The organism is Intestinimonas butyriciproducens (assembly GCF_016901775.1).
GTDB lineage: Bacteria > Bacillota > Clostridia > Oscillospirales > Butyricicoccaceae > Pseudobutyricicoccus.
The window spans coordinates 46,123-68,918 of record NZ_JACJKW010000003.1 but is presented as its reverse complement, the minus strand read 5'-3'; the positions used below and the strand labels follow the sequence as shown (position 1 = coordinate 68,918).

22 protein-coding genes are annotated in these 22,796 nt (G+C 55.8%); 13 read left to right on the top strand and 9 right to left on the bottom strand.

All coding sequences use genetic code 11. From position 1 onward, the window contains the following. Positions 1 to 121 precede the first annotated feature (121 nt). Entirely contained in the window at positions 122 to 550 is a 429-nt protein-coding gene (locus H6A25_RS02375) for a GNAT family N-acetyltransferase (protein ID WP_204750415.1), read from the top strand. Continuing rightward, positions 547 to 1,506: a DUF3658 domain-containing protein gene (locus H6A25_RS02370; RefSeq protein ID WP_204750414.1), complete on the top strand. Its 960-nt coding sequence runs from the start codon at positions 547 to 549 to the stop codon at positions 1,504 to 1,506. The genes H6A25_RS02375 and H6A25_RS02370 overlap by 4 nt, the downstream gene beginning before the upstream one ends. A 15-nt stretch (positions 1,507 to 1,521) precedes the next feature. Here H6A25_RS02370 and H6A25_RS02365 read toward each other — a convergent pair whose 3' ends face one another. The 4 genes from H6A25_RS02365 to H6A25_RS02350 all read right to left on the bottom strand — a co-directional run bounded on the left by H6A25_RS02365 (position 1,522) and on the right by H6A25_RS02350 (position 6,574). Next, positions 1,522 to 2,847, bottom strand: a complete 1,326-nt coding sequence (locus tag H6A25_RS02365; RefSeq protein WP_204750413.1) for an S-layer homology domain-containing protein — start codon at positions 2,845 to 2,847, stop codon at positions 1,522 to 1,524. 315 nt (positions 2,848 to 3,162) lie between these two features. Next, on the bottom strand, positions 3,163 to 4,758 hold the full coding sequence (locus H6A25_RS02360; protein ID WP_204750412.1) for an amidohydrolase: 1,596 nt from the start codon (positions 4,756 to 4,758) through the stop codon (positions 3,163 to 3,165). Between the two features lie 28 nt (positions 4,759 to 4,786). Then, positions 4,787 to 5,539, bottom strand: coding sequence for an exodeoxyribonuclease III (locus H6A25_RS02355; protein WP_204750411.1), 753 nt, complete (start codon positions 5,537 to 5,539; stop codon positions 4,787 to 4,789). A 189-nt stretch (positions 5,540 to 5,728) separates the two neighbouring features. Continuing rightward, on the bottom strand, positions 5,729 to 6,574 hold the full coding sequence (locus H6A25_RS02350; protein ID WP_204750410.1) for a DegV family protein: 846 nt from the start codon (positions 6,572 to 6,574) through the stop codon (positions 5,729 to 5,731). A 254-nt stretch (positions 6,575 to 6,828) separates the two neighbouring features. On the opposite strand from H6A25_RS02350, the gene hrcA reads away from it, so the two are divergent. The 4 genes from hrcA (at position 6,829) to dnaJ (ending at position 11,610) form a co-directional block, all read left to right on the top strand. Continuing rightward, on the top strand, positions 6,829 to 7,890 hold the full coding sequence (hrcA, locus tag H6A25_RS02345; RefSeq protein ID WP_204750409.1) for a heat-inducible transcriptional repressor HrcA: 1,062 nt from the start codon (positions 6,829 to 6,831) through the stop codon (positions 7,888 to 7,890). Between the two features lie 42 nt (positions 7,891 to 7,932). Then, a complete protein-coding gene (locus tag H6A25_RS02340) occupies positions 7,933 to 8,472 on the top strand; it encodes a nucleotide exchange factor GrpE (RefSeq protein WP_243423185.1) in 540 nt (179 codons plus the stop codon). An 84-nt stretch (positions 8,473 to 8,556) separates the two neighbouring features. Then, positions 8,557 to 10,398 (top strand): molecular chaperone DnaK, encoded by a 1,842-nt coding sequence (gene dnaK, locus H6A25_RS02335; RefSeq protein ID WP_204750408.1) that lies wholly within the window; start codon positions 8,557 to 8,559, stop codon positions 10,396 to 10,398. Positions 10,399 to 10,473: 75 nt separating this feature from the next. After that, positions 10,474 to 11,610 carry a molecular chaperone DnaJ gene (gene dnaJ / locus H6A25_RS02330; RefSeq protein ID WP_204750407.1) on the top strand — a complete coding sequence of 379 codons (1,137 nt, stop codon included), beginning with the start codon at positions 10,474 to 10,476 and terminating at the stop codon, positions 11,608 to 11,610. 74 nt (positions 11,611 to 11,684) lie between these two features. Here dnaJ and H6A25_RS02325 read toward each other — a convergent pair whose 3' ends face one another. From H6A25_RS02325 to H6A25_RS02310, 4 genes are all read right to left on the bottom strand, one after another. Continuing rightward, a complete protein-coding gene (locus H6A25_RS02325) occupies positions 11,685 to 12,326 on the bottom strand; it encodes a DUF6591 domain-containing protein (protein WP_204750406.1) in 642 nt (213 codons plus the stop codon). A 22-nt stretch (positions 12,327 to 12,348) separates the two neighbouring features. Beyond that, positions 12,349 to 13,332, bottom strand: coding sequence for an SPFH domain-containing protein (locus H6A25_RS02320; protein ID WP_204750496.1), 984 nt, complete (start codon positions 13,330 to 13,332; stop codon positions 12,349 to 12,351). A 14-nt stretch (positions 13,333 to 13,346) separates the two neighbouring features. After that, positions 13,347 to 13,736: a TM2 domain-containing protein gene (locus tag H6A25_RS02315; protein ID WP_243423183.1), complete on the bottom strand. Its 390-nt coding sequence runs from the start codon at positions 13,734 to 13,736 to the stop codon at positions 13,347 to 13,349. A gap of 206 nt (positions 13,737 to 13,942) precedes the next feature. Next, a complete protein-coding gene (locus tag H6A25_RS02310; RefSeq protein WP_204750405.1) occupies positions 13,943 to 14,548 on the bottom strand; it encodes a recombinase family protein in 606 nt (201 codons plus the stop codon). Positions 14,549 to 14,765: 217 nt separating this feature from the next. Here H6A25_RS02310 and H6A25_RS02305 point away from each other — a divergent pair, with 217 nt between their 5' ends. After that, positions 14,766 to 16,406 (top strand): peptidoglycan DD-metalloendopeptidase family protein, encoded by a 1,641-nt coding sequence (locus H6A25_RS02305; RefSeq protein ID WP_204750404.1) that lies wholly within the window; start codon positions 14,766 to 14,768, stop codon positions 16,404 to 16,406. Positions 16,407 to 16,477: 71 nt separating this feature from the next. Next, positions 16,478 to 17,284 (top strand): hypothetical protein, encoded by an 807-nt coding sequence (locus tag H6A25_RS02300; RefSeq protein ID WP_204750403.1) that lies wholly within the window; start codon positions 16,478 to 16,480, stop codon positions 17,282 to 17,284. Positions 17,285 to 17,337: 53 nt separating this feature from the next. Here H6A25_RS02300 and H6A25_RS02295 read toward each other — a convergent pair whose 3' ends face one another. Then, positions 17,338 to 18,216, bottom strand: coding sequence for a substrate-binding domain-containing protein (locus H6A25_RS02295; protein WP_204750402.1), 879 nt, complete (start codon positions 18,214 to 18,216; stop codon positions 17,338 to 17,340). A gap of 164 nt (positions 18,217 to 18,380) precedes the next feature. Here H6A25_RS02295 and H6A25_RS02290 point away from each other — a divergent pair, with 164 nt between their 5' ends. The 5 genes from H6A25_RS02290 to H6A25_RS02270 all read left to right on the top strand — a co-directional run bounded on the left by H6A25_RS02290 (position 18,381) and on the right by H6A25_RS02270 (position 22,771). Continuing rightward, complete coding sequence (locus H6A25_RS02290) at positions 18,381 to 19,565, top strand: glycoside hydrolase family 3 N-terminal domain-containing protein (protein WP_204750401.1); 1,185 nt, start codon at positions 18,381 to 18,383, stop codon at positions 19,563 to 19,565. Between the two features lie 159 nt (positions 19,566 to 19,724). Next, complete coding sequence (locus H6A25_RS02285; protein ID WP_204750400.1) at positions 19,725 to 20,531, top strand: DUF3298 and DUF4163 domain-containing protein; 807 nt, start codon at positions 19,725 to 19,727, stop codon at positions 20,529 to 20,531. Continuing rightward, on the top strand, positions 20,528 to 22,153 hold the full coding sequence (rlmD, locus tag H6A25_RS02280) for a 23S rRNA (uracil(1939)-C(5))-methyltransferase RlmD (protein WP_204750399.1): 1,626 nt from the start codon (positions 20,528 to 20,530) through the stop codon (positions 22,151 to 22,153). Before H6A25_RS02285 ends, rlmD begins: the two co-directional genes overlap by 4 nt. Then, a complete protein-coding gene (locus tag H6A25_RS02275; RefSeq protein WP_204750398.1) occupies positions 22,153 to 22,380 on the top strand; it encodes a hypothetical protein in 228 nt (75 codons plus the stop codon). The genes rlmD and H6A25_RS02275 overlap by 1 nt, the downstream gene beginning before the upstream one ends. Continuing rightward, positions 22,370 to 22,771, top strand: a complete 402-nt coding sequence (locus tag H6A25_RS02270; protein ID WP_204750397.1) for a GNAT family N-acetyltransferase — start codon at positions 22,370 to 22,372, stop codon at positions 22,769 to 22,771. Before H6A25_RS02275 ends, H6A25_RS02270 begins: the two co-directional genes overlap by 11 nt. Positions 22,772 to 22,796: the final 25 nt, after the last annotated feature.

The following is a 22,796-nucleotide window of genomic DNA, read 5'->3' as shown; positions in this document are numbered from 1 at the left end:
GTGGCCCGGTCTGATGTCATTATACTCTTTTTTCTCCCCCAGGGCAAACGGCTTGTCAGCCAAAGGGGAGCAGGATATAATAAAAGAAAAAACATTCCCCCAAGGGAAAAGGAGAACGATCATGGAGGAAATCACCATTGTCCAAGGGCTCCAGAATGCCCCTTTGGCCCGGCCCATCCGGGAGGAAATCTTTTTGCAGGAACAGGGCTTCAGCACGGAATTTGACGAAGAAGAAGAACGGGCCTGGCATCTGCTTTTGTTTTTGGATGGCGAGCCGGTGGCCACCGGCCGTCTGTTCCCCAAGGATGGGGAAGATGGGGTCTATGTGATGGGCCGGGTGGCAGTGCGCAAACCCTACCGTGGCCGCCATCTGGGCCAAAAGGTGGTACGGGCTTTGGAGGAAAAGGCCCGGCAGCTGGGAGGAAAGGGCATCTGCCTGGGCGCCCAGACCCATGCCCAGACCTTTTATGAACAGCTGGGCTACCATCCCTGTGGGGAAGTGTTTTACGACGAACACTGTCCCCACATCCCTATGGAAAAGTCCCTATGAGCTGTCTGGAAGCGGTATTTTCCCAAAGCGCCGCCGGAACCCTGGCCTATGCCATGGCCGCTTCAGGGAAGGATCACACCCTGGCCAGTGCCATTGGCGTGATCTGTTCTCCCGGGGAAGAGCCCCTTTCTTCCGCAGAACAGGAAGTTTTGCTCCGTAAGGAAGAAGCAAGACGGCAGGCGTTGTGGAAAAAGGCCGTCCCGTTGGCAGGGGACCGGCGGAACATCTGCCCCCTCTCCCTGGCCCTCACCATGGGGGAGATCGACGAAGAGGGAGCCGGCCCCAAACGGCAAAAGGTCCTTTCCCGCCTGATGAACATCTTCCCCCAGGGGAAAGATGTGGCCGAAGAGCTGATCCTCCAAAACCAGAAGAGCCTGTGTGCCCTGAAAGAAGGCGCCAAAGCCGGTCAACCCATCCGGGTATGGGTCAGCCAGAACCCAGAGGAGCTTTGCGCTTTTCACTGGCTGATGGAACAGCTGGAGCCCTTTTCTCCCCAGGTGGATGCGGTATGGCTGCCCCCGCTTCTCCAGGGAGATGCCGGAGCTTTTGCTCCCACCGGCTGGGGTGAAGTGCCGCCCTGGCTCTGGGGATCGCTCTCTCAGAAAACAGAAGCGATGGAACCCTGGCAAGGGGCGGCTTTTTCCCGAAAATGGAAAGGGCTGAAAAAAGAAAACGCCCCGCTGCGGGGTGTCATCGCCGGGCAGCTTTTCAGTCTGCCGGAAGATTTTTACGATGGTTTTCTCCGCCAGGAGCTTTTTAAACTGCCGGAGCGATTCCAGGAAGCTCTCCTGATCGGCCGGCTTCTGGGGCAATATCCCACGGGTATGGGGGATACCTTCTGGGCCCTGCGTGTGGAAGAGTGGATCGCCCAGGGCCGCCTGGAGCCTGTGACCGTGCCGGAAGAGGGAAGCCCCCTCTATCACCGCACACTGGCAAAAAAAGCGCAGAGCCTTTGACGGCTCTGCGCTTTTTTACTCTTCTGCCTGAGGGAGATAGGACAAAGTCAGGTAATCCTCATCCAGGCACACCGCCGCCTGGGCCCCTTCCTTCTGGAACAGGATCCCTTCCCGTCCCTCCAGCAAAATGGTTTCCCCGGTCTCCTCATAGCCGGCGCTTTTCAACGCATCCTGCACCCACTGGCTGGCTCCGGCCGGCAGAAGCCCGGCGTCATACCATTCAGTGGCATAGCGCTGCCCCTCCGGCCCTGTCAGAGGCAGAAACCGGGAAGGCGCCATTCCTCTTGTGAAAAAGAGCATCCGACATCCCAGGCTCTGGCAGAAAGCCGCATAGTTTTCCGCCCCGCTGGTCTGCTGCCACAGCCCTGCGGTGAGAGAGGGGAGACCGGTATCTCCTTCCTTTTCCCGCAGCACCAGAAGCAGGCACTGACTTCCCCGCAAATCGGCAAAAAGGAGGGACCATACTCCATTTCCCCGGCTTTCCTCCACCAGGGTATATTGCTGATAGGCCAATACCCGCTCATATTCCTTCAGGCCTTCTTCCAGCGTTTCTTCCTCCCAGCCCGTCAGAGTATGACGGTACAGGGACAAGGGCCGCCCTTGGTATTCTCCCTGGCCGGAGACCTGGCTGTTTTCCACCACAGGGAAAAACTCCGCGGCCTGGGGGATGGTGCGCGCTTCCCCGTAAGCGGACAGCCCCGCCACCGATACCGTTGCAAGGGGAAGCGCCCGCTGGAACATCACGGCAGCCTGAGCCCGGGACAGGGGATAATCCGGCCGGAACAAACCGTCGGAATAGCCCTGGATCAAACCGATCTCCACAGCCTTTTCACAATAATACCGGTCTTCTGCGTTCAAAGAGACCAAATCGGGAAAGCCGCTTTCCTCCCAGGTGTCCGAAGGGGTAAATCCCAGCAGCCGCAGAAGCATCCGCACCATCTCCAGCCGGGTGAGCTTCTGGTTGGGGCCGTAGTCTGTGCCGTAATCCTCCGGCTCTATGATCTCTTCCACCAGCAGCTGCCGCACATATTTGGCCGACCAATGGCCGTTCAGATCGGCAAAATCGCCCTTTCCCGTCTGAGGCAGGGTATAGGGCAGCTGGCCCACGGCCTGGGCGGTCATTTTGGCCCCTTCTCCCCGCTTGACCCAATCCCCCGGCCGGAAGGTGCCATCGGGAAAGCCGCCGATCAGCCCCCGCTGAGCCATTTCCTCCACCGCCGGTGCAAACCACTGATCCTGCACATCGGAAAAAGATGCATGACTCCCCTGGGGCAAAAAGGGCAGAAGCAGACATACCGCCAGCAAAAAAGCCGGCAGCCTTTTTCTTCTGTTTGTTCCCATCTGGTCATTCCTCCTGTTTTGAAACTCCCCTTATGGTATCATAAAACGCAAAAAAAGAAAACGCCCCGGCGAAAGCCGGGGCCCAGACTGTCGATAAACCGATATAGCCAGAGGAAAGGATTTTCTTTACCTCTTATCAATTCGCAAAAACCGGCGACCTGAGCGTCGGTTTTTGCACCTCTCAAGGGGCAAGTGTGGCCGATTGACCGCTAAAATTGGCCAATCGGCTGCATGCAGGCCCTTGCAAAAATTCGAAAAAGTGGCGGAAGCCACTTTTTCGACACGCTCCGCCCCGGCGAAAGCCGGGGCCATTTCTTACTCTTCCGCCTGCCAGAGGGTAAACCCTTCTTTGATGGTGGAAAGCACCTTGATGCCTTTCAGCTCCATGGGATCCACTTTCAGCGGGTCTTTGTCCACAATCATCAGATCGGCCCATTTGCCCTCTTCCAGGGAACCCTTGGTCTTTTCTTCGAAATACTGGTAGGCTCCGTTGATGGTCACGGCCTTCAAAGCCTCCAGCACCGGAATGCGTTCCTCTTCTCCCATGGTGACGCCGCCTTTGCTCTGACGGCACACGGCGCACCACACAGTGTGCCACATATCGGGAGGAACCACCGGAGAATCCTGATGGAAGGTAAAGAGCACACCCTTTTCCAAAGCGGTATGGGTGGGGCTGATCTTCATGGCCCGCTCGTCCCCGAAGTTTTTCCGGTGCACATCACCCCAATAATAGGTGTGGGCCACAAAGAAGGAAGCGATCATCTGCAAAGCGGCCATCCGCTCCAGCTGATCGGCCCGGACGGTCTGGGCGTGGACCATCACCGGACGGATGGACTCCTTCTGCCGGCAAGTGCCCAGTGCTTTTTCATAGGCGTCGACAAACTGCTGGGATGCAGCATCGCCGTTGCAGTGAGCCAGAAGCTGTATGCCCCGGCGAAGAGCTGTGGAACAAAATTCCTCTACCGCCTGGTCGGTATAGATGGGATAACCCTTATAGCCCTCCTTGCCTCCCAGATAGGGCTGTGTCATCCAGGCGGTACGGCCCTGAGGGGACCCATCCAGAAAGATTTTGTAGCCTCCCAGCCGCAGATTCCGCTGATAGGTGCGGTACTGGGCATATTGATCCATCAGTTCTTCGTTGTTTTTCAGATCGGCATAGGCCACCACATCCATTTCCAGCAGGCCGCTTTTGGCGGCGTTTGACAGAAACTCAAAATCGGCCTGGTTCACCTTGCCGTCCTGACAAGTGGTGATGCCGTTGCGGAGATAGACCTGCTGGGCCTTTTTCAGATTGCAAAGCCGCTGCTGCTGGGTGGGTCTGGGGATCTGCCGGGTGCGCTGGATCAGGGCATTTTCCTCCAGATAACCGGTGAGATTTCCCTCTTCGTCCCGGCCAATGCGCCCTCCCGGAGGATCGGAGGCATTGCAGCCGATGGACAGCTCCCGCAGACCAAGGGTATTGGCCACTCCCATGTGCCCCGAGGAATGGGTGATGAGCACCGGATGATCCCCCACCAGGGCATCCAGCTGCTTTGCCGTGGGATGGCAGCCGCCGGGCAGATCGTTGTGGTCATAGCCCGAGCCGATGATCCACTTTCCCGCTTCCAGATTGTTTTCCTCCGCCCACTGGCGCAGCCGCTCTCCAATCTCTTCCACGCTCTGGCAGCCGGAAAGATCGGCATAGTTCATGGCATCGGCCACATGGGACAGGTGGCTGTGGGCATCGATAAAGGCCGGCATCAGCGTCCGCCCCTTGAGATCCACCCGCTCTGTCCCTTCTTCGGCCAGGCTCTCCGCCGTTTTGAGGTCTCCGCAGAACACGATCTTGCTGCGGCGCACCAGCAGGGCTTCGGCATAAAGAGGCTCGGCCATGGTGAGGATGGGGCCGCCATAATAAAGAATATCCTTCAATTTCGTTCACTCCTTTGCTAGGAAAAGCCTAGGCCAGCTCCAAAAGCACCGGGCAATGGTCGCTGCCCAGCACCTGGGAATGGATCTCTGCTGTTTCGATCCGGTCTTTCAGCTCTTCCGATGTGAGAAAATAATCGATACGCCATCCGGCGTTGTTTTGCCGGGCATTGAACATATAGCTCCACCAGGAATAAGCCCCCACGGCATCGGGATGAAGAAAGCGGAAGGAATCCACAAATCCGCTTTCCAGAAGCTCTGTCATCTTCTGCCGCTCTTCCGGGGTGAAACCGGCATTTTTCACATTGGTACGGGGATTTTTCAAATCGATCTCCTTGTGGGCCACATTCATATCCCCGCACACCACCACCGGCTGCTCTTCCTTGAGACGGAGCAGATACTCCCGGAAGGCATCCTCCCACTCCATCCGGTAGGGAAGGCGTGTCAGCCCCCGCTGGGAATTGGGAGTGTACACATTCACCAGGAAAAACGCCGGAAAGCGGCAAGTGATCACCCGGCCTTCGGTGTCATGCTCCGGCCGCCCCAGGCCATAGGTCACATCCAGGGGCTCTTCTTTGGTAAAGACCGCCGTGCCGGAATAGCCCTTCTTCTGGGCGCTGTTCCAATATTGAAAATAGCCGGGGGTATCCACCTCCGCCTGTTCTTTCTGCATCTTGGTCTCCTGGATGCAAAAGATATCGGCCTTACTTTCCTTGAAATAATCCAAAAACCCTTTTCCCAGACAGGCCCGCAGGCCGTTTACATTCCACGAGATCAGGCGCATAAGCTCTTTCCCCTTTCCCGGCGGCCAGGCCGCCCTTTTCCGTTTTCTTATTATAGCACAGGAAGGAGAAGGATTTCCCACAGTTTAAAGAATGTTCACAGAAAAATTTGGACAAAATTTTTATGAATGAGCAAAAGAAAAGCCCGGCAACAATCTGCCGGGCTCCGAAAAAAATTATTTTCTTGTGGATCAATAGGCCAGAATCAGCCCCCGGTCCCCTGCATAGAAGGAGGCCAGGCCCCGCATTTCCAGCACGCTGATCTTGGCAAAGGGGTAACGGCGCTGGCAGGCCTTGCGCAGCATTTCGGCGTCTTCCGGGTTGTTGCACTGGCTGATCACCAGATGCCGTCCCTGGGTTTCTCCCCGCTCGCCCACCATTTCCACCAGCCGGTTGAGGGCCTGGGTCATGCCCCGCACCTTCTGATAGACCTTGATGTTGCCGTCTCCGTCCTCGCCGCAGAGGGGATGGATGTTGAGCATGGTGGCCATCATCCCCACCGCCCGGTTCATCCGTCCGGCGCTGACCAGGGTCTCCAGCGAACCGATGAGGAAATAGAGGGTGTGGCTCTTGCGGAATTCCTCGATTTTTTCCACGATCTCCTCAAAAGGCAGGCCTTCCCGGCACAGTTCGGCCAGCTTGAACACCATCAGGGCCATGCCGGAAGAGGCGCTTTTGGAATCCACCACATGGATCTTCACATCGGGATTTTCTGCCCGGGCCATGTCGGCTGCCATGCAGGCGGTGGAATAGGAAGCGCTGAGCCGGGAGGAAATGGTGACCACGAAGATCTCCTCGGCGCCCTGCATCTCTTTCAGATAGGCGGCAGGGGAGGGACAGGAAGAACTCCACTGGCCCTTGATCTCCCGGGGTTTTTCCACGAAATACCGGGCCGGGGTGGGTTCCAGATCCAGATAGGACAAACCGCCGGGGCCGTTGATGGACATGGGGACCACTCCATATTCAAAAGCGGTCTCCCCAGAGAAAAAGGCCTGGGTCACATCGGAAGAACTGTCGGAGAGGATTTTGTATTTCATGGGAAACGCCTCCTGCAAAAAAGGATTGATAAAATTCCGCTTGTTTGTTATGAGTATACACGAATCTAGTTATAAATACAAGATGTCCCGGATACTCTGTGAAAAAATTTAAAATCCTCCCCCCATTTGAAACGAATTTGTGAACTTGATTTTCAGTCCTTGACATTTTGAAAGTTTGTGATAGGATTGACTTAGCACTCGGGGATGAAGAGTGCTAACGCACCGTAAGGCAATGAAAAAAGGCGGTGTTTTGGATGGACCTGTCGGAGCGCAAGAGGAAGATCCTCAAAGCGATCATTGAAAATTATATTGAAACCGCCGAACCGGTGGGCAGCAAATTGCTGGCCGCCGCGGCCAAGGGATCGGTTTCATCGGCCACCATCCGCAACGAGATGAGCGAGCTGGAGGAAATGGGCTACATTGAAAAGCCCCACACCTCCGCCGGCCGGGTGCCCTCTCCTCTGGGCTACCGGCTGTATGTGGATGAACTGATGAACCGCTGCCGCACCACAGCCCGGGAGATCGAGCAGATGCGAAGGGCGCTGGAAAACAAGATCCAGGAGCTGGACGACACCATGGAAGAGGCTTCGGCCATTCTTTCCGAACTCACCGGCCAGCCTACCGTTTCCCTTTCTTCCCGCCACAACCGCCGCCAGGTCAAGCGCCTGGAACTCATCCCCATCGCCGAAAGCAATTACGCTCTGGTGGCGGTGACGGTACCCCCGGCGGTGAACAACAAGGTGGTACACCTTTCCCAGGCTCTGGAGCCGGAGGAAATCGACGCTTTCTGCCGGGCCGCCAATCTGGTTCTGGCAAAAGAAGGCGGCTCTCTGCGGCTGGAGGAGCTGGGGCAGTCGGTGCCGCCTGGTTCCCCCCTTTATCAGCTCATTGCCCAGGCAGCGGAATTTGTATGGCAGATCGAGCAGCCTTCCGATGCCTATGACATGGTGGTCAAAGGCGTCTCCCGGCTGCTGGGCAATCCGGAATATTACGATGCCCAGAAGGCTCAGCCCTTGCTGGAGCTTTTGGGTGACAAGGAAAAGGTATTCGGCCTGGCCCGGGATTATAAACCCCAGATGCTCAACATCCGCATCGGGCCGGAAAACGGCCAGGGGCCCATGGAGGATGCCAGCTTCGTCTTTACCTCCTACGATCTGGGGGAGGATGTAAGCGGCATCATCGGAGTCATCGGCCCCACCCGCATGGATTACAGCAAAATCGCCTCCCGGCTGCTGCTTCTCAGCCGGACGCTGGGAGGACTGATGCCCATCCGTTTCCCTCAGGAACAGACCGGGCCGGATAAAAAAGACCAATAAACAGCAAACAACGAGCCCATAAGGGCAGATAGGTGGAACAGCATGGACAACATGGAAAAAGAAAAGGAAACACAGCAGACAGAAGCTGAACAGGAAGAGTGCTCCTGTCCGGAATGCCAGCAGGCCCCGGAGGCAGAATGTGCCCAACCCAAAGAGGACTGGAAGGAGCAGTATCAGCAGCTGAACGACAAATATATCAGGGTGCTGGCGGAATATGATAATTACCGCAAGCGTTCCCAAAAGGAGCGGGACAGCGTCTTTTCCGATGCTCAAGCCATGACAGTGGAAAAACTTCTGCCGGTTCTGGACAATCTGGACCGGGCACTGGAGCAGAAATGCGCCGACGAAGAATACCAGAAGGGTGTGGAGCTGATCGCCAAACAGTTCAAAGAGGCCTTGGAAAAGATGGGCGTCACCGAGATTGCCGCCCAGGATCAGCCCTTTGATCCCCGCTTCCACGACGCCGTCATGCACATCGAGCAGGAGGGCCTGCCGGAAAACACCGTTTCCCTGGTGATGCGCAAAGGCTACATCATGGGAGAAAAGGTCATCCGCCACGCCATGGTGCAGGTGGCCAATTAAAAGCCCCTTTTCAATATGTCAAAAAGGCACTGCCTTTTTCATAACAAAGTCAAAATAAACTCATATAGTTTGGAGGAATACACTATGTCTAAAATCATCGGTATCGACCTTGGTACAACCAACTCTTGTGTGGCCGTCATCGAAGGCGGCGAACCCAATGTGATCCCCAACGCCGAAGGCGCCCGGACCACGCCCTCCGTTGTGGCATTTTCCAAAACCGGCGAGCGCATGGTAGGCCAGGTGGCCAAGCGCCAGGCCGTCACCAACCCCGACCGCACCATCATCTCCATCAAGCGTGAAATGGGCACCGATCACAAAATCCATATCGACGGCAAGGATTATTCTCCCCAGGAGATTTCCGCTATGATCCTCCAGAAGCTGAAGGCCGACGCCGAAAGCTATCTGGGCTCCCCGGTGACCCAGGCGGTCATCACCGTGCCTGCCTACTTCACCGACAGCCAGCGCCAGGCTACAAAGGACGCCGGCAAGATCGCCGGCCTGGAAGTGCTGCGCATCATCAACGAGCCCACCGCTGCGGCCCTGGCCTATGGCGTAGACAAGGAAAACGAGCAGAAGGTCATGGTATATGACCTGGGCGGCGGCACCTTCGATGTGTCCATCCTGAACATTGGCGACGGCACCGTGGAAGTGCTGGCCACCGCCGGCAACAACCGTCTGGGCGGCGACGACTTCGACCAGCGGATCATCGACTGGATCGTCTCCGAGTTCAAGAAGGAGCAGGGTGTGGACCTGTCCGGCGACCGGATGGCCATGCAGCGCCTGAAGGAAGCTGCCGAAAAGGCCAAGATCGAGCTGAGCGGCATGCTCAATGCCAACATCAACCTGCCCTATATCACCGCCGATGCCACCGGCTCCAAGCATCTGGACATGACCCTGTCCCGGGCCAAGTTCAACGAGCTGACTGCCGATCTGGTGGAAGCCACCACGGGCCCTGTGAAGCAGGCCATGTCTGACGCCGGCCTGAGCGCAAACGATCTGGCCAAGGTGCTGCTGGTGGGCGGCTCCACCCGTATCCCCGCCGTGCAGGATGCCGTCAAGAGCATCACCGGCAAGGATCCCTTCAAGGGCATCAACCCCGATGAATGTGTAGCCATGGGCGCTGCCATCCAGGGCGGCGTGCTGGGCGGCGAGGTCAAGGATCTGCTGCTGCTGGATGTCACCCCCCTGTCCCTGGGCATCGAAACCCTGGGCGGCGTTTGCACCCGGATTATCGAGCGCAACACCACCATTCCTATCACAAAGAAGCAGGTCTTCTCCACCGCCGCCGACGGCCAGACCTCGGTTGAGGTCCATGTGCTCCAGGGCGAACGGGAGATGGCCGCAGACAATAAAACTCTGGGCCGGTTCCATCTGGACGGCATCCCTGCCGCTCCCCGGGGCGTGCCTCAGATCGAAGTGACCTTTGACATCGACGCCAACGGCATCGTCAATGTGTCCGCCAAGGATCTGGGCACCGGCAAGGAGCAGAAGATCACCATCACTTCTTCCACCAACCTGTCCAAGGAAGACATCGACAAGGCTGTGAAGGAAGCCGAGCAGTTTGCCGAGCAGGACAAGAAGCGCCATGAAGAGATCGACATCCGCAACAACGCGGAGAACCTGGTCTATTCCACCGAAAAGAGCCTGAAGGACCTGGGCGACAAGGTGACCGAGGAAGAGAAGAAGCCCATTGAAGAGCAGGTGGAAAAGGTGAAGGAAGCTCTGAAGGGCGAAAGCGTGGAAACCATCAAGCAGGAGACCGAAGAGCTGACCAAGCGGTTCTATTCCATCGCCGAAAAGCTGTATAAGGACGCCGCGCCTCAGGAGGGCCAGCAGGCCGGGGCACAGTCCGATGCAAACAATGCCGAGGGCAATGTGTATGACGCCGACTACAAAGTGGTTGACGAGGACGAAAATAACAAATAAGCAAGGGATGATAGCCTGTCGGGCGGCCGCAATGGCGGCCGCCTGACGGTGGTTTTGCCAAAGGAGAAAAATTCTATGCCCGAAGAGAGAAGAGATCTCTACGAAGTGCTGGGCCTGCAGCGGGGCGCTTCGGAGGATGAGATCAAAAAAGCATACCGCAAGCTGGCAAAAAAATATCACCCGGATTTGAACCCCGGCGACAAGACCGCCGAGGAAAAGATGAAAGAAGTCAACGCCGCCTATGAGATCCTCTCCGACCCGGAGAAAAAGGCCCGGTACGACCAATTCGGCCATGCCGGGGTGGACCCCTCCTATGGGGCCGGGGCCGGATATGGCGGCCAGTACACAGGGTTTGAAGATTTTGACCTGGGAAGCATTTTTGACAGCTTTTTCGGCGGCAGCCAGCAGGCCCGCCGCACCAGCCCCCGCCGTGGGGAAAACATCCAGGTCAGCCTGAACCTGAGTTTTGAGGAAGCGGCCTTCGGCTGCGAAAAGAAGATCACCCTGACCCGGGTGGAGAAGTGTCCTGACTGCAACGGTTCGGGAGCCAAGCCGGGCACCTCTGCCGAGACCTGCCCCGACTGCCATGGCACCGGCCAGGTCAAGACCACCCAGCGCACGGTGTTCGGCGTCTTTTCTTCCTCCAGCCCCTGCCCCCGCTGCCGGGGCACAGGCAAGATCATCAAGGAGCCCTGCAGCACCTGTCATGGGGCGGGTACTGTGCGGAAAAGCCGCACCCTCACCGTCAAGATCCCGGCGGGCATCGACCACGGCCAGACCATCTCCATGCGTGGGGAAGGGCACATGGGCCAGAACGGCGGCCCGGCGGGGGATGTGTACATCACCGTCAGCGTCAAGCCCCATCCGCTGTTCAAGCGCCGCGGGCAGGATGTGATGATCGAAATGCCGGTGACCTTTGTCCAGGCCACCCTGGGCGCCGAGCTGATCGTGCCCACCATCGACGGCAAGATCTCTTACAATATGCCGGAAGGCACCCAGCCGGACACCATTTTCCGCTTGAGGGGGAAGGGCATTCCCAATGTGAATGGCCGTGGCCGGGGCGATCAGTTTGTCAAAGTGAAGATCGAGATCCCCCGCAATCTGACCAGCGAGCAAAAGGACATCCTGTGCCGCTTTGACGACAGCGCCGAGGAGGCCCAGTACAAGGAGAAAAAAGGCTTCTTTGAAAAAATGAAAGACCTGTTCAAATAACCGGGTAAACAAAGGCCTGGGACGGATTCCGTCCCAGGCCCTTTTTGTGTGTGGTTTTCAGGCAAACTTCTTTTTTATTGTGCCATTTGTTCTGCTACTTCCAAAAGTTTCTGGCTGATCCGTGTCTGCACCTCGATATAGTACGCCGTTTCCGCCGTGTTCAAATCTTTATTTTCCCACGCTTCAAAGGCTTCCATTGTCTCTGTATATTGGCTCATATAATCGGCATAATCGGCCAGCAATGTCAAATCGGTTCCATCCGACTCGGCATATTTCTTCATAAATGCGATGTATTCATCAAAAAATGCCTCGTAGGTATCCATTGCTTCTTTAAATTCCGGGTGCATGCCATCAATCAGTTCCGGCGTTTCCGGTGCAGAAGGCACAGGCTCGCTGGAGGATTGGTCATCTTCCTCTTCCGGTGTTGCAGAAACATCAGGCTCATTGGATTCGTCAGCAGAAGGAGCATTACCAGAAGTTACATCATTTTTCTCCCCGGAAGCAACCAAAGAAGAAGACAAATCATCAGAAGGGGCCGAATTGTTGCCGCCGCCTGCGACAGCGCCAGCCGCAATCAGGACAATAATAAGCCAGAACCACCATTTTTTATAGATTGGCTTTTTATTTTTTGCCCCGCACGACGGACATACCTTTGCTTTCTCCGGAAGTGGATTGCCGCAATTCTTACATACACTGATTTTGGACTTTTTCACCATTACTCTCTCCCTTTTTTAACAGTTATGACCATTTTCCCAAAATTGTTTTCTTTTGGGCATCAAACTCGTCCTGGGTCAATATCCCTTCATCCAACAGGCCTTTCAATTCCCGCAGTTGCTCCACCATGCTCTTGGAGGCGGCGGGATTTACAGTTTCCTGAATCCCCTGCGCCATTGTATTTCCCAAAGCCACGCCAGCTCCCAGTCCTGCCAGACCACCTTCCTGTTTGGAGGCATCCCGCATTGCTCTTGCGGTCTGATACTGCATAAAGGATGCCATATCCTGCTTTGCCATACCAATCCCGGATTGCTCATCGATCAGCTTTTCGACCTCATCGGGCAGGGAGATATTTTCAATGAGAATATCACTGAACTGCACACCGATTTCCGCAGCCTGTATGTTTAATCTCTGTTGAAGCTCTCCGGACAGCTTTCGGTATTCCGTGGCCAGATCAAGCACAGACATCTCGCTTTCACCTACTGCCACAGAAAAGGTCTCTGTGACCATGGAAGAAAGATATTCCACAATATCATAGGTCATCACAATTCCCTTCGTCCCAAATATCTCCCGCATAAAAGTTGGAACATCGGTGATGCGAAAAGCGAATTTGCCAAAAGAGCGGATACGAACCATATTAAAGTCCTTATCGCGCTTCATAATGGGGTTTTTAGTTGCCCACTTATTGTCGATAAACTGTCTGGTGCTCACAAAGTACACATCGGCAATTACCGGGGAAACAAACAAATAAGGGAATGCCTTCAGGCTGGACAACACCGGAAAATTATTTGTTGTCAGCGAATAGGTCCCAGGCGGTAGAATATCGGCAAGTTTCCCGCCTTTCAGAAAAACAGCACTCTGGCTTTCCCGAACAATCACCTTGGAACCCTGTTTCAGTTCATTGTTTCCGCTTTCGCGCTGATATTTGGAAACAATCAGCTTATTGCTCTCGTCCACATATTCAATTACATCAAGGAATTGATCTTTTACTGCATCCAACAGTCCCATATAATCACCACCTCTTACTGACGCAGCGGCAAATCAAACTGATCTTTGAAGGAACCGGCCGCAATCAAAATGATGTCAATGACCCATCCAATCCCAAACAAGCCGCCTGTAAGCAGGTAGAGGATGCCGCTTCCAATCTTCCCCACATAAAACCTGTGTGCACCAACCCCTCCTAAAAAGATACAAAGCAACAGTGCAACCATCTTATTTTTGCTACTGACTCCCGGCACTACAACTGGATTGGAAACGGTTTGATTGTTGATGATAACCTGCGGTTGGACAACGGGCTGACCTGATGGAGGCGCTATTGTTGCAGCATTGGAGGTGTTTTCCTCTTTGTACCCGCAATATCCACAACTGCCATTTTCCATTGGTGCTCCGCATACCGGACATTTTGCTGCCATGGTTGATTCCTCTCCCTATCTTAAAAATTGGAAAATACTCTCGCTGAGAGTACAAATGCAGAATGGTGTAGTTTTTGGCAAACTATCCAAATGAAAGAAAGCGCTAGACTTTTAGGCATTTCCAATATATAATGGTTTCCGACAGGAAGAAAATCCCGTTTTGCAAGAAGGTACACCTTTTTGTAAAAAATTTTGTTCCTATTTGATCATTTTTTGCCCCTCTCCCAGCGTTCCGCCCGGTAGCGGAAGGTGGAGAGGGGCATTTTGCATAGTCTGGCAGCCTGGGTGCCGGTAATCTCGCCCTTTTTCCATTTGCTGAGCGCCTCCTCAAACCCAGAGGGCAGGGGAGTGGCCGGGCGGCCCAGGTGTACGCCCCGGGCCTTGGCTGCGGCGATGCCCTCGGCCTGGCGCTGACGGATATTGACCCGCTCGTTTTCCGCCACAAAAGACAATATCTGCAGCACAATATCGCTTAAAAAGGTGCCCATCAGGTCCTTGCCCCAGCGGGTGTCCAGAAGGGGCATATCCAGCACCACAATGTCCACCCCTTTCTCTTTGGTCAGGATGCGCCACTGCTCCAGAATGTCCCCATAGCTCCGCCCCAGACGGTCGATGCTCTTCACATAGAGCAGATCGTCTTTTTTCAGCTGCTGCACCATTCTTTCATACTGGGGCCGGTGAAAATCCTTGCCCGACTGCTTGTCCACAAACAGGTTTTCCCGTTGGACGGAAAGCCCCTTCAGGGCCAGCACCTGCCGCTCCTCATTCTGCTCTTTTGTGCTCACCCGGATGTATCCATAAATGTTTCCCATCCCTCTTTGCTCCTTTCTGCCTTTTGTTTTCAACATGATAAACTTTCCGAGGCGTTTTTGTCGTAAAAATACGCAGAAAGGTATAAAAACGCCTATTCCCCTTGACAAAACAGGTATTTTATATTATGATATGACCTGTTACCGATTTGTAATCAAAACACACCGATTTGTAATCTTCGGATTTTGACTATCATTTTTACGAAAGGAGGCCTGCTTCTTGAAGATCAAGAACATGGGATCTCTCAAAAGCAGGGTCCGCAGGCAGCAGGTGAAATGCAGGACCCATCTGGAGCGTTTGTGCCGCATCGGCGCCAATCGTCCCGGCGCCCAAAACGGCAAGGAACTGGTCCGCACCCTGGCCGGCAAAACCGCTCAGGCTGCAGAAGGGATGTTCCATCTGGCGGGTATGGCCGGCGTCATGGTGGGAGAAGGACTGCAAAAGACCTTCGGCCGCACCGTCTCTCACCTGGCTCAGCAGGGCCATAGCGTCCTGGGCCGCCTGGAAGAAGCCCGTACCCAGTATCTCCTCTCTGCCCGGAAGGAAAAACGCAGCCGCGTGCCGGCCTGTGCCTTCCTGGCCACCGCCACCATCATGCTCTTCTCTGCCACCTATTTCGGCATTGGCGTGGAAGTATGGCTGGACGGCCAGTCCCTGGGCTTTGTGTCCAGCAAAGAGGATATGGAAGCCATTATCAACAAGGTGGAAGAACGCACCGGCGGCTATCTGGGCCATCCTTATACCCTTTCTGCCGATCTGACTTATTCCTTGGGCTATATGCAGCCTGACCGGCTGCTGGACGAAACAGAAGCCGAAGAAGCGCTCTTTGCCCAGGTGGAAGAGGTCTCCACCCAGTATGTGCTGTCGGTGGACGGCCAGGTCATCGGCGTCAACCCCAGCAAAACCGCTTTGGAACTGCTGAAGCAGCGGCTGCTGGCCTCCCAGGTGGGGCAGGATGAAAACGCCCAGGCGGAATTTGTTCAGGAAGTGACCATCGAGCAGATGACCGTTCCCACCAGCGCTGTCAATTCCATTGAAGAGATCGAGCTGGCGCTCTCCGGTGAAAAAAGCGGCACCAAGGTTTATGCGGTGCAGCAGGGAGACACCCTCAGCCAGATCGCCGAAAATTACGGCATGACCCTGGAGCAGGTGCAGGGACTCAATCCCCACATCGATCCGGCCCGTATCCATGTGGGCGAGGAGATCACCTTGCAGAACAGCCAGCCTCTGCTGTCGGTGAAAAAGACCACCACAGTGGAATACACCCAGGCAATCGCCTATGAAAGCGAAGTCCAGTACAGCGACGAGCTGTATGAAAACGAAAGCAAGATCGTCACTGAAGGGCAGAACGGCGTGGCCCAGGTGGTGGCCAATGTGGTCAGCATCGACGGTGTGGAGCAGGAACGCACCATCCAGAGCTGGGAGGTCGTTCAGCAGCCCCAGAACGAAGTGAAGGTGGTCGGCACCAAGGAGCGTCCCACCACAGCTGCCAAGGGCTATTTCATTCAGCCTTTCCGCGGCATTCTCACCTCTCCCTATGGCTACCGCAGCCGCGGCTTCCACACCGGTGTGGACTGGGCCGGAACCAAGGGCAGCCCGGTGGTGGCCGCTGACGGCGGCACCGTCATCCAGTCCGGCTGGAACGGCGGCTATGGCTATTGTGTCATCATCGACCACGGCAACGGTCTCCAGACCCTCTACGCCCACAACAGCGCATTGTTGGTGCGGGTAGGGGAAAAGGTGGCCCAGGGCCAGCAGATCGCCAAGCTGGGCTCTACCGGCAACAGCACCGGCCCCCATTGCCATTGGGAAGTACGGGTGAATGGTTCTCCGGTGAACCCCATGCCCTATCTCTCCTAGTGTTGTTTTCCCAAACTCAAAACGGACGCCTTCCCGGCGTCCGTTTTTCTCATTTCAAGGAGGGTGCATCCATGGATCAACCAGCACCAAACAAAGAAACTCTGCGGCAGCAGATGGAAGAACACATCTGGCAGCTTCTTCGTTCTTTCCGGGAAGAATATCACCTGCCCCCGCTCTGGCGGCGGCCTCTCATCGGATTTGCCTCAACAGACCATCCCGGCTTTCTCAAATTGCGTCAGGCTGTACTGCCGGACCATGCTTTGCCCCAGGATATTCTCCCCGGCTGCCGCACAGCCGCAGTTTGTTTTCTTCCTTTTTCCCTGGAGGTGATACAAAGCAACCGGGAAGGACGCTATGCCTCCCCTCTGTGGGTGATGGCTTACCAGCGCTCGGCCCAGGTTTTGGCCCCTGTGGGCCAGCTGATCCAGACGATGGTGGAAAAAGAGGGTTTTCAGGCCGTCATTCCCGGAGACACCGGCTATGCTGCCCCAGGGCTATACAAAAGCCGCTGGTCTCACCGACACATTGCCTTTCTGGCCGGCATGGGCACCTTTGGAAAGCACAACCTGCTCATCACCACCAAAGGCTGCTGCGGTTACTACACCTCTTTGGTGACCACCCTTCCCCTGGCCGGAGACCCTATCCCAGACAAACAGGCCTGCCTTTTTTACCAGGGAAAAGACTGCGGCCTGTGTATCCAGCAGTGTGTGGGGGGCGCTTTGACAAAGGAGGGCTTCTGCCGGGAAAAATGCTATGCCATGTGCATGGAAAACCAACCGGTACAGCAAAAAAGGGGCCTGGTCCTTCCCGCCGATGCCTGCGGAAAGTGCGCCGTTTGTCTGCCTTGTTCCTTTGCTTCCCCCTGTGCGGAAAAATAAAAAGCCGCCGAGATATTCTCGGCGGCTTTTTTATGGAAGGTTTCTGGTTTTTCTTACTTCACATCGGCCCAGGAAGTGATCTCACCGGTGTAGATGCCCTTGATGGAATCGGTGGAGATGTCATCCAGGCTGTTGTCCTTGTTCACCACGATGGCGATGCCGTCCATGGCGATCTGGGTGGCTGTCAGTTCGGACAGTTCGGTATCCTTCAGCTCACGGGAAGCCATGCCGATGTCGCAGGTGCCTTCGATGGCGCCAGACATACCAGCACTGGAGTCACTCTGCTGGATCTCAATGGTGGCATTGGGGTTGACCTTCTCATAAGCTTCCTGGAGCTTTTCCATGATGGGGGTGACAGAGGAGGAACCGGCTACCACGATCTTGCCTTCGGGCTGGGTGCCTTCGAAAGCGGCAGCGGCATCATCCACAGGGATGTAGCCGTCGGCCACCACTTCCTGGCCTTCCTTGCTCATGATGAAGTTGATGAAGTCCTGGGCCACCGGGCTGGGATCGCCCTTTGTGGCGATGTTGAAGGGACGAGCCACTTTATAAGAACCATTCTTCACATTCTCTGCGCTGGCTTCGGCGCCGTCCACCTTCAGGGCCTTGACAGTGTCATTGAGGGAACCCAGGGAGATATAGCCGATGGCGCCCGGATTGCCGCTGACCTGAGTCATAACCGCTTCGGTCTGGTTGGCTACCACGGCCTCTTCGGTGGTCTTGTCCTCGCCGTCCTCTTCCACACCGGTCAGTTCCACAAAGGCGCTGCGGGTGCCGGAACCGTCTTCACGAGTGACTACGGTGATGGCGTCATCGCCATTGTTGCCGCCGCCACCGTTGCCGCTGTCAGCTTCGTCCTGAGCGCAGCCAGCCAGCAGGGAAGCGGTCATCAGACCAGCCAGAATCAGAGAAAGTTTCCGTTTTGTGTTCATTTCAGTTTCACCTTTCGTTTTCACTTTATATTGTCCGTTCGCTACGGCCATATAGTAAAACAAGTTTGTAAAGTCGTAAGCCGCCATGGGTAAAATGAAAGTAAAATGGTCTCTTGCACTGTAAAGTCCCCTGTGATAAGATGCCCCCAAAGGAGGAACGCCTGATGAAAGCCATGAAATGGATCATTCCTGCCCTTTTCCTGGGTCTTGGGATGCTGGGTCTTTGCTTTTTTCTGGACACCCGGCCTGTCCCGCCCCCTGCTTCCCCTGTAAAAGAGGAAGAAAAATCCCCAAAGGCCGAAACGGAAAACGAAACGACAGACACACCCTCACCGGACCCTCCTTTGTCTCCGGCCCAACAGCGGCTTTCGGAAATGACTCTGGAAGAAAAGCTGGGGCAAGTCTTTTTGGTCCGCTGTCCTTTGGCCGAAGAGCGTCCGGAAGTGGAGGCCCTGGCCCCTGGCGGCGTGCTGCTCTTTGGCCGGGATTTTGAAGGAAAGGACGCTGCCCAGGTGAAAGCGGACACCGAAAGCTGGCAGCAAAATGCCAAAACGCCCATTCTCTTTGCCGTGGATGAAGAAGGTGGTACGGTGTGCCGCGTCAGTGGAAACCCAGGGCTGCGGGCGGAAAAATTTCTCTCCCCCCGGCAGGCCTATGCCCAAGGAGGCTGGGAAAAGGTAGGGCAGGACACCCGGGAGAAAAGCGCCCTTCTCAACGCTTTGGGCATCCGGCTCAACCTGGCTCCTGTGGCCGACCTCTCCGATGATCCCCAGGACTTCATCTATTCCCGCAGCTTTGGCGGGGATGCAGGACAAGTCGCCCAGTTTGTGCGGCAGGCGGTCACCTGGGCCAGGCAGGAAGGGGTGGCCTCGGCCCTGAAGCATTTCCCCGGCTACGGCAGCAATGTGGACACCCACACCGGCCTCAGCTGGGACAGCCGCACCCTGGAAGAGCTGGAAAGCCGGGATCTGATCCCCTTTCAGGCGGGTATCCGGACGGGAGCCGCCTGCGTGCTGGTCAGCCACAATGTGGTGGATGCTTTGGAAAGCGGCGTCCCCGCCTCCCTTTCTCCCCAGACCTACCGGTACCTCCGGGAGGAAATGGACTTTTCCGGCGTAGCCATCACCGACGATCTGGTGATGGGGGCCATCCAGGATTACTGCGGCGGAGAAAGCGCTGCTCCCCAGGCCCTGACGGCCGGGGCCGATCTGCTCATCGTTTCCGACCTGCCCGCAGACTACGCCGCCCTGCGCCGGGCGGTGGAAGAGGGCCGGGTCTCCATGGAGCGGCTGGACGAGGCGGTTTTGCGGGTACTGGAATTGAAAGCGCAGCTGGGGCTTTTGTCATAACCATTGTTCCCCGTTCCATGGTTTTCTATGCCTCCTATGAAAAAGAGATGGGCCGGACTGCACTTTTATGGTATACTATTTTACAGCCATTTTCCCCTCCCCTGCGGGGGGCCGGGGAAAACACAGCCCATCATCCCCACCCCGGAAAGGCGGAACAACATGAAAAAACAAATCCTGGCGGCCCTGGCTCTTCTTCTTTTTTTGCTCAGCGCCTGCCATCGGGAGGAGCTGCAAAAGCAGCAAGAGCCTCCCCAGGAAGATTCTCCCCAGCTGGAAGAAAATCCCCAAGAGCAGGACAATGGCATCACCGCGACTGAGGATGTGTCCTCGGGAGAAGAGAACGCCCAGGACGGCACTTTGCTTTTGCGCTATTCTCTTTCCTCTCCCCAGGTGCTCTATCAGGGAGAGCCCATGATGAACATTGGCAATTACTACGATAACAATAAAGAAAAAGCCCTGCTGTCCATCACAGAAGAGCTTTTGCCCATGGCCCGCCAGCGGCAGCAGGCCGGGGACTTCCTGGGCAATTTCCAGTGGGACGAGGAATTTGCCGTCATGCGCAACAAAGGCAGCTACCTCTCCATCCGCCGGGACCGGAGCCAATACACCGGCGGCGTCCATGGCTCCCTTCAGATCATGGGGGACAACTGGCTTTTCCGGGAGGGGGACTGCTATCTGCTCTCCCTGACCGATATCCTCCCCGGCGCGGAAGACCCCCGGTCTCTGGTGATGGAACAGGCTTTGGAGCAGGCCAGGCAGCAGGAAGAAGCCCAGCCGGGCCTGTTTTACGAAAACTATCAGGAGACCATGGGGGATGTGTGGCAGGAGGACTGGTACCTGACCGAAGAAAGCCTGGTGGTGGTCTTTCAGGAATACGCCCTGGGGCCCTACACCTCAGGCCCCATGCTTTTCGAGATCCCCTTCACAGAGCTGGGAGACAATCTGACGGAGGAACTGCGGCCATGAGTTTGGAAAAAAACAGCATACACGAAGGAATCATCACCGGCTATGAAAGCGGCGGTATGGGAGTATGCCGCCTGGACGGCCAGGTGGTGTTTGTGGAACGGGGCGTGCGGGGAGACCGGTGCCGTCTGCGCATCGTCAAGGCCCTGAAAAACAAAGCCTACGCCCGTATCGAAGAACTGCTGGAGCCTTCTCCCCACCGGCAGGAGCCAGATTGTCCTGCCTTTCCCAAGTGCGGCGGCTGCGACTTCTGGCACATGCAATACGAAGAAGAGCTGTTCGCCAAGCGCCAGCGGGTGCAGGATGCCTTAGAGCGGCTGGGTGGCCAGAGTGTTCCGGAGCTGGAAATCGTGGGGGGCGAAAACTTCCATTACCGGAACAAGGCCATGTACCCCTGCGCCATAGAAGAGGGGAGACCGGCGGCCGGCTTTTACCGGCGGCGCAGCCATCAGGTGATCCCTCAGAAAAACTGTGCCATCCAATCCCCCCTGGCCGATCAGCTGAAAGAGGGGGTGCTCCGGTGGGCGGAACGCTGCGGCGCTTCCATCTACGAGGAAGAAACCGGCCGGGGCCTTCTGCGCCATATCTATGTGCGCACCGGAAAGCAGGGCGCTTTGCTCACATTGGTGGTCACCTCCTGGAAGGTGCCCCAGCCGGAAAAGCTCGTCGCCCTTTGCCGGGAAAGCTGCCCCGCTCTGGTGGGCATCGTGCTGAACAAAAACACCCGTCAGACCAACCGGGTGCTGGGGGAGGAATGCCGCACCCTTTGGGGCGAAGGGCGGCTGAAAGACAGCCTGTGCGGTGTGGAGTTTTCCCTTTCCCCTCTGTCTTTTTACCAGGTCAACCAGCCCCAGGCCCAGCGGCTCTATGAGCAGGCGGTGGAATATGCCGCCTTTTCCCCTGAGGATACTCTGCTGGATCTGTATTGCGGTACGGGCACCATTACCCTGGTGATGGCCCGGCACTGCCGGGAAGCGGTGGGGGTGGAGATCGTGCCCCAGGCTGTGGAGGATGCCCGGGAAAACGCCCGGCAAAACGGCATTACCAACACCCGCTTTCTGTGTGCCGATGCAGGACAGGCGGCCCAGCAGCTTCTGGAAGAGGGATTCCGTCCCACAGTGATGGTGGTGGACCCTCCCCGGAAGGGCCTAGACGAAAAGGCCCGGGAGATTCTGCTGCGCATGCATCCCCGCCGGGTGGTCTATGTTTCCTGCGACCCGGCCACCATGGCCCGGGATATCCGCCAGCTGACAGACGGGGGCTACCGCCTGGAAAAGGTCCGGGCTTTTGATCTGTTCCCCCGCACCGCCAATGTGGAGACGGTAGTCTTGCTTTCCAAGGGAGAGGTCGAGTCGAAAAAGATTCGGGTTGAGTTCTCTTTGGAAGATATGGATATGTCCGAATTTCAGGATGGGGCAACCTATCCGCAGATTAAGGAGTATGTTTTGGAGCATACCGGATTGAAGGTGTCCAACCTCTATATCTCACAGATTAAAGGGAAATGTGGGATAGAAGTTGGCAAGAATTACAATCTGCCGAAATCCGAAGATTCCAGACAACCCCAGTGTCCGCCGGAAAAAGAGAAAGCAATCCGAGAAGCATTTGAATATTTTAGGTTGATTTGATGGTGAGTGTGATGGGCAAATTAGAGATTCATTTTGATGAAATAGATACAGCAATTTCTGTCATGCGTGAGGTCGCAGCTTGGGGACGGGAACAAGGATACCGTGTATGGCTCGATGAATGGCTGACAAAGGAAGAATTGGTTACTCCCGATGCCCAACCAGAGAATTTTTGCATTGGAACGATTGAAGGAGAAATTATAAACAGAGGTTACTTACATGGAAATTAGAGAATACAAAACATATAACGAGCCGGAGATCCTACGACTGTATGCAAGTGTAGGCTGGACGGCCTATACTGACCACCCAGAGGTATTGCGGCAGGGGGTTGAAAATTCTATGCTGACCCTTGCAGCTTACAAGAATGATCAACTTCTTGGAATCATTCGCACCGTGGGCGATGGGCATACCATTGTGTTTGTTCAAGATATTTTGGTGTACCCGGAGCATCAGCGAAAAGGTATCGGCACCGCACTTCTGCAAGCCATTTTGGATAGGTACCACTATGTGCGACAGATCGAGTTGGCAACGGACAATACAGAAAAAACCATTGCATTTTACAAATCTATGGGTTTCAAAGAAATGTCCGAAATCGGTTGCTGTGGATTTATGAAAGTGTGATCATTTCAATAAAAACCGCTGTAAT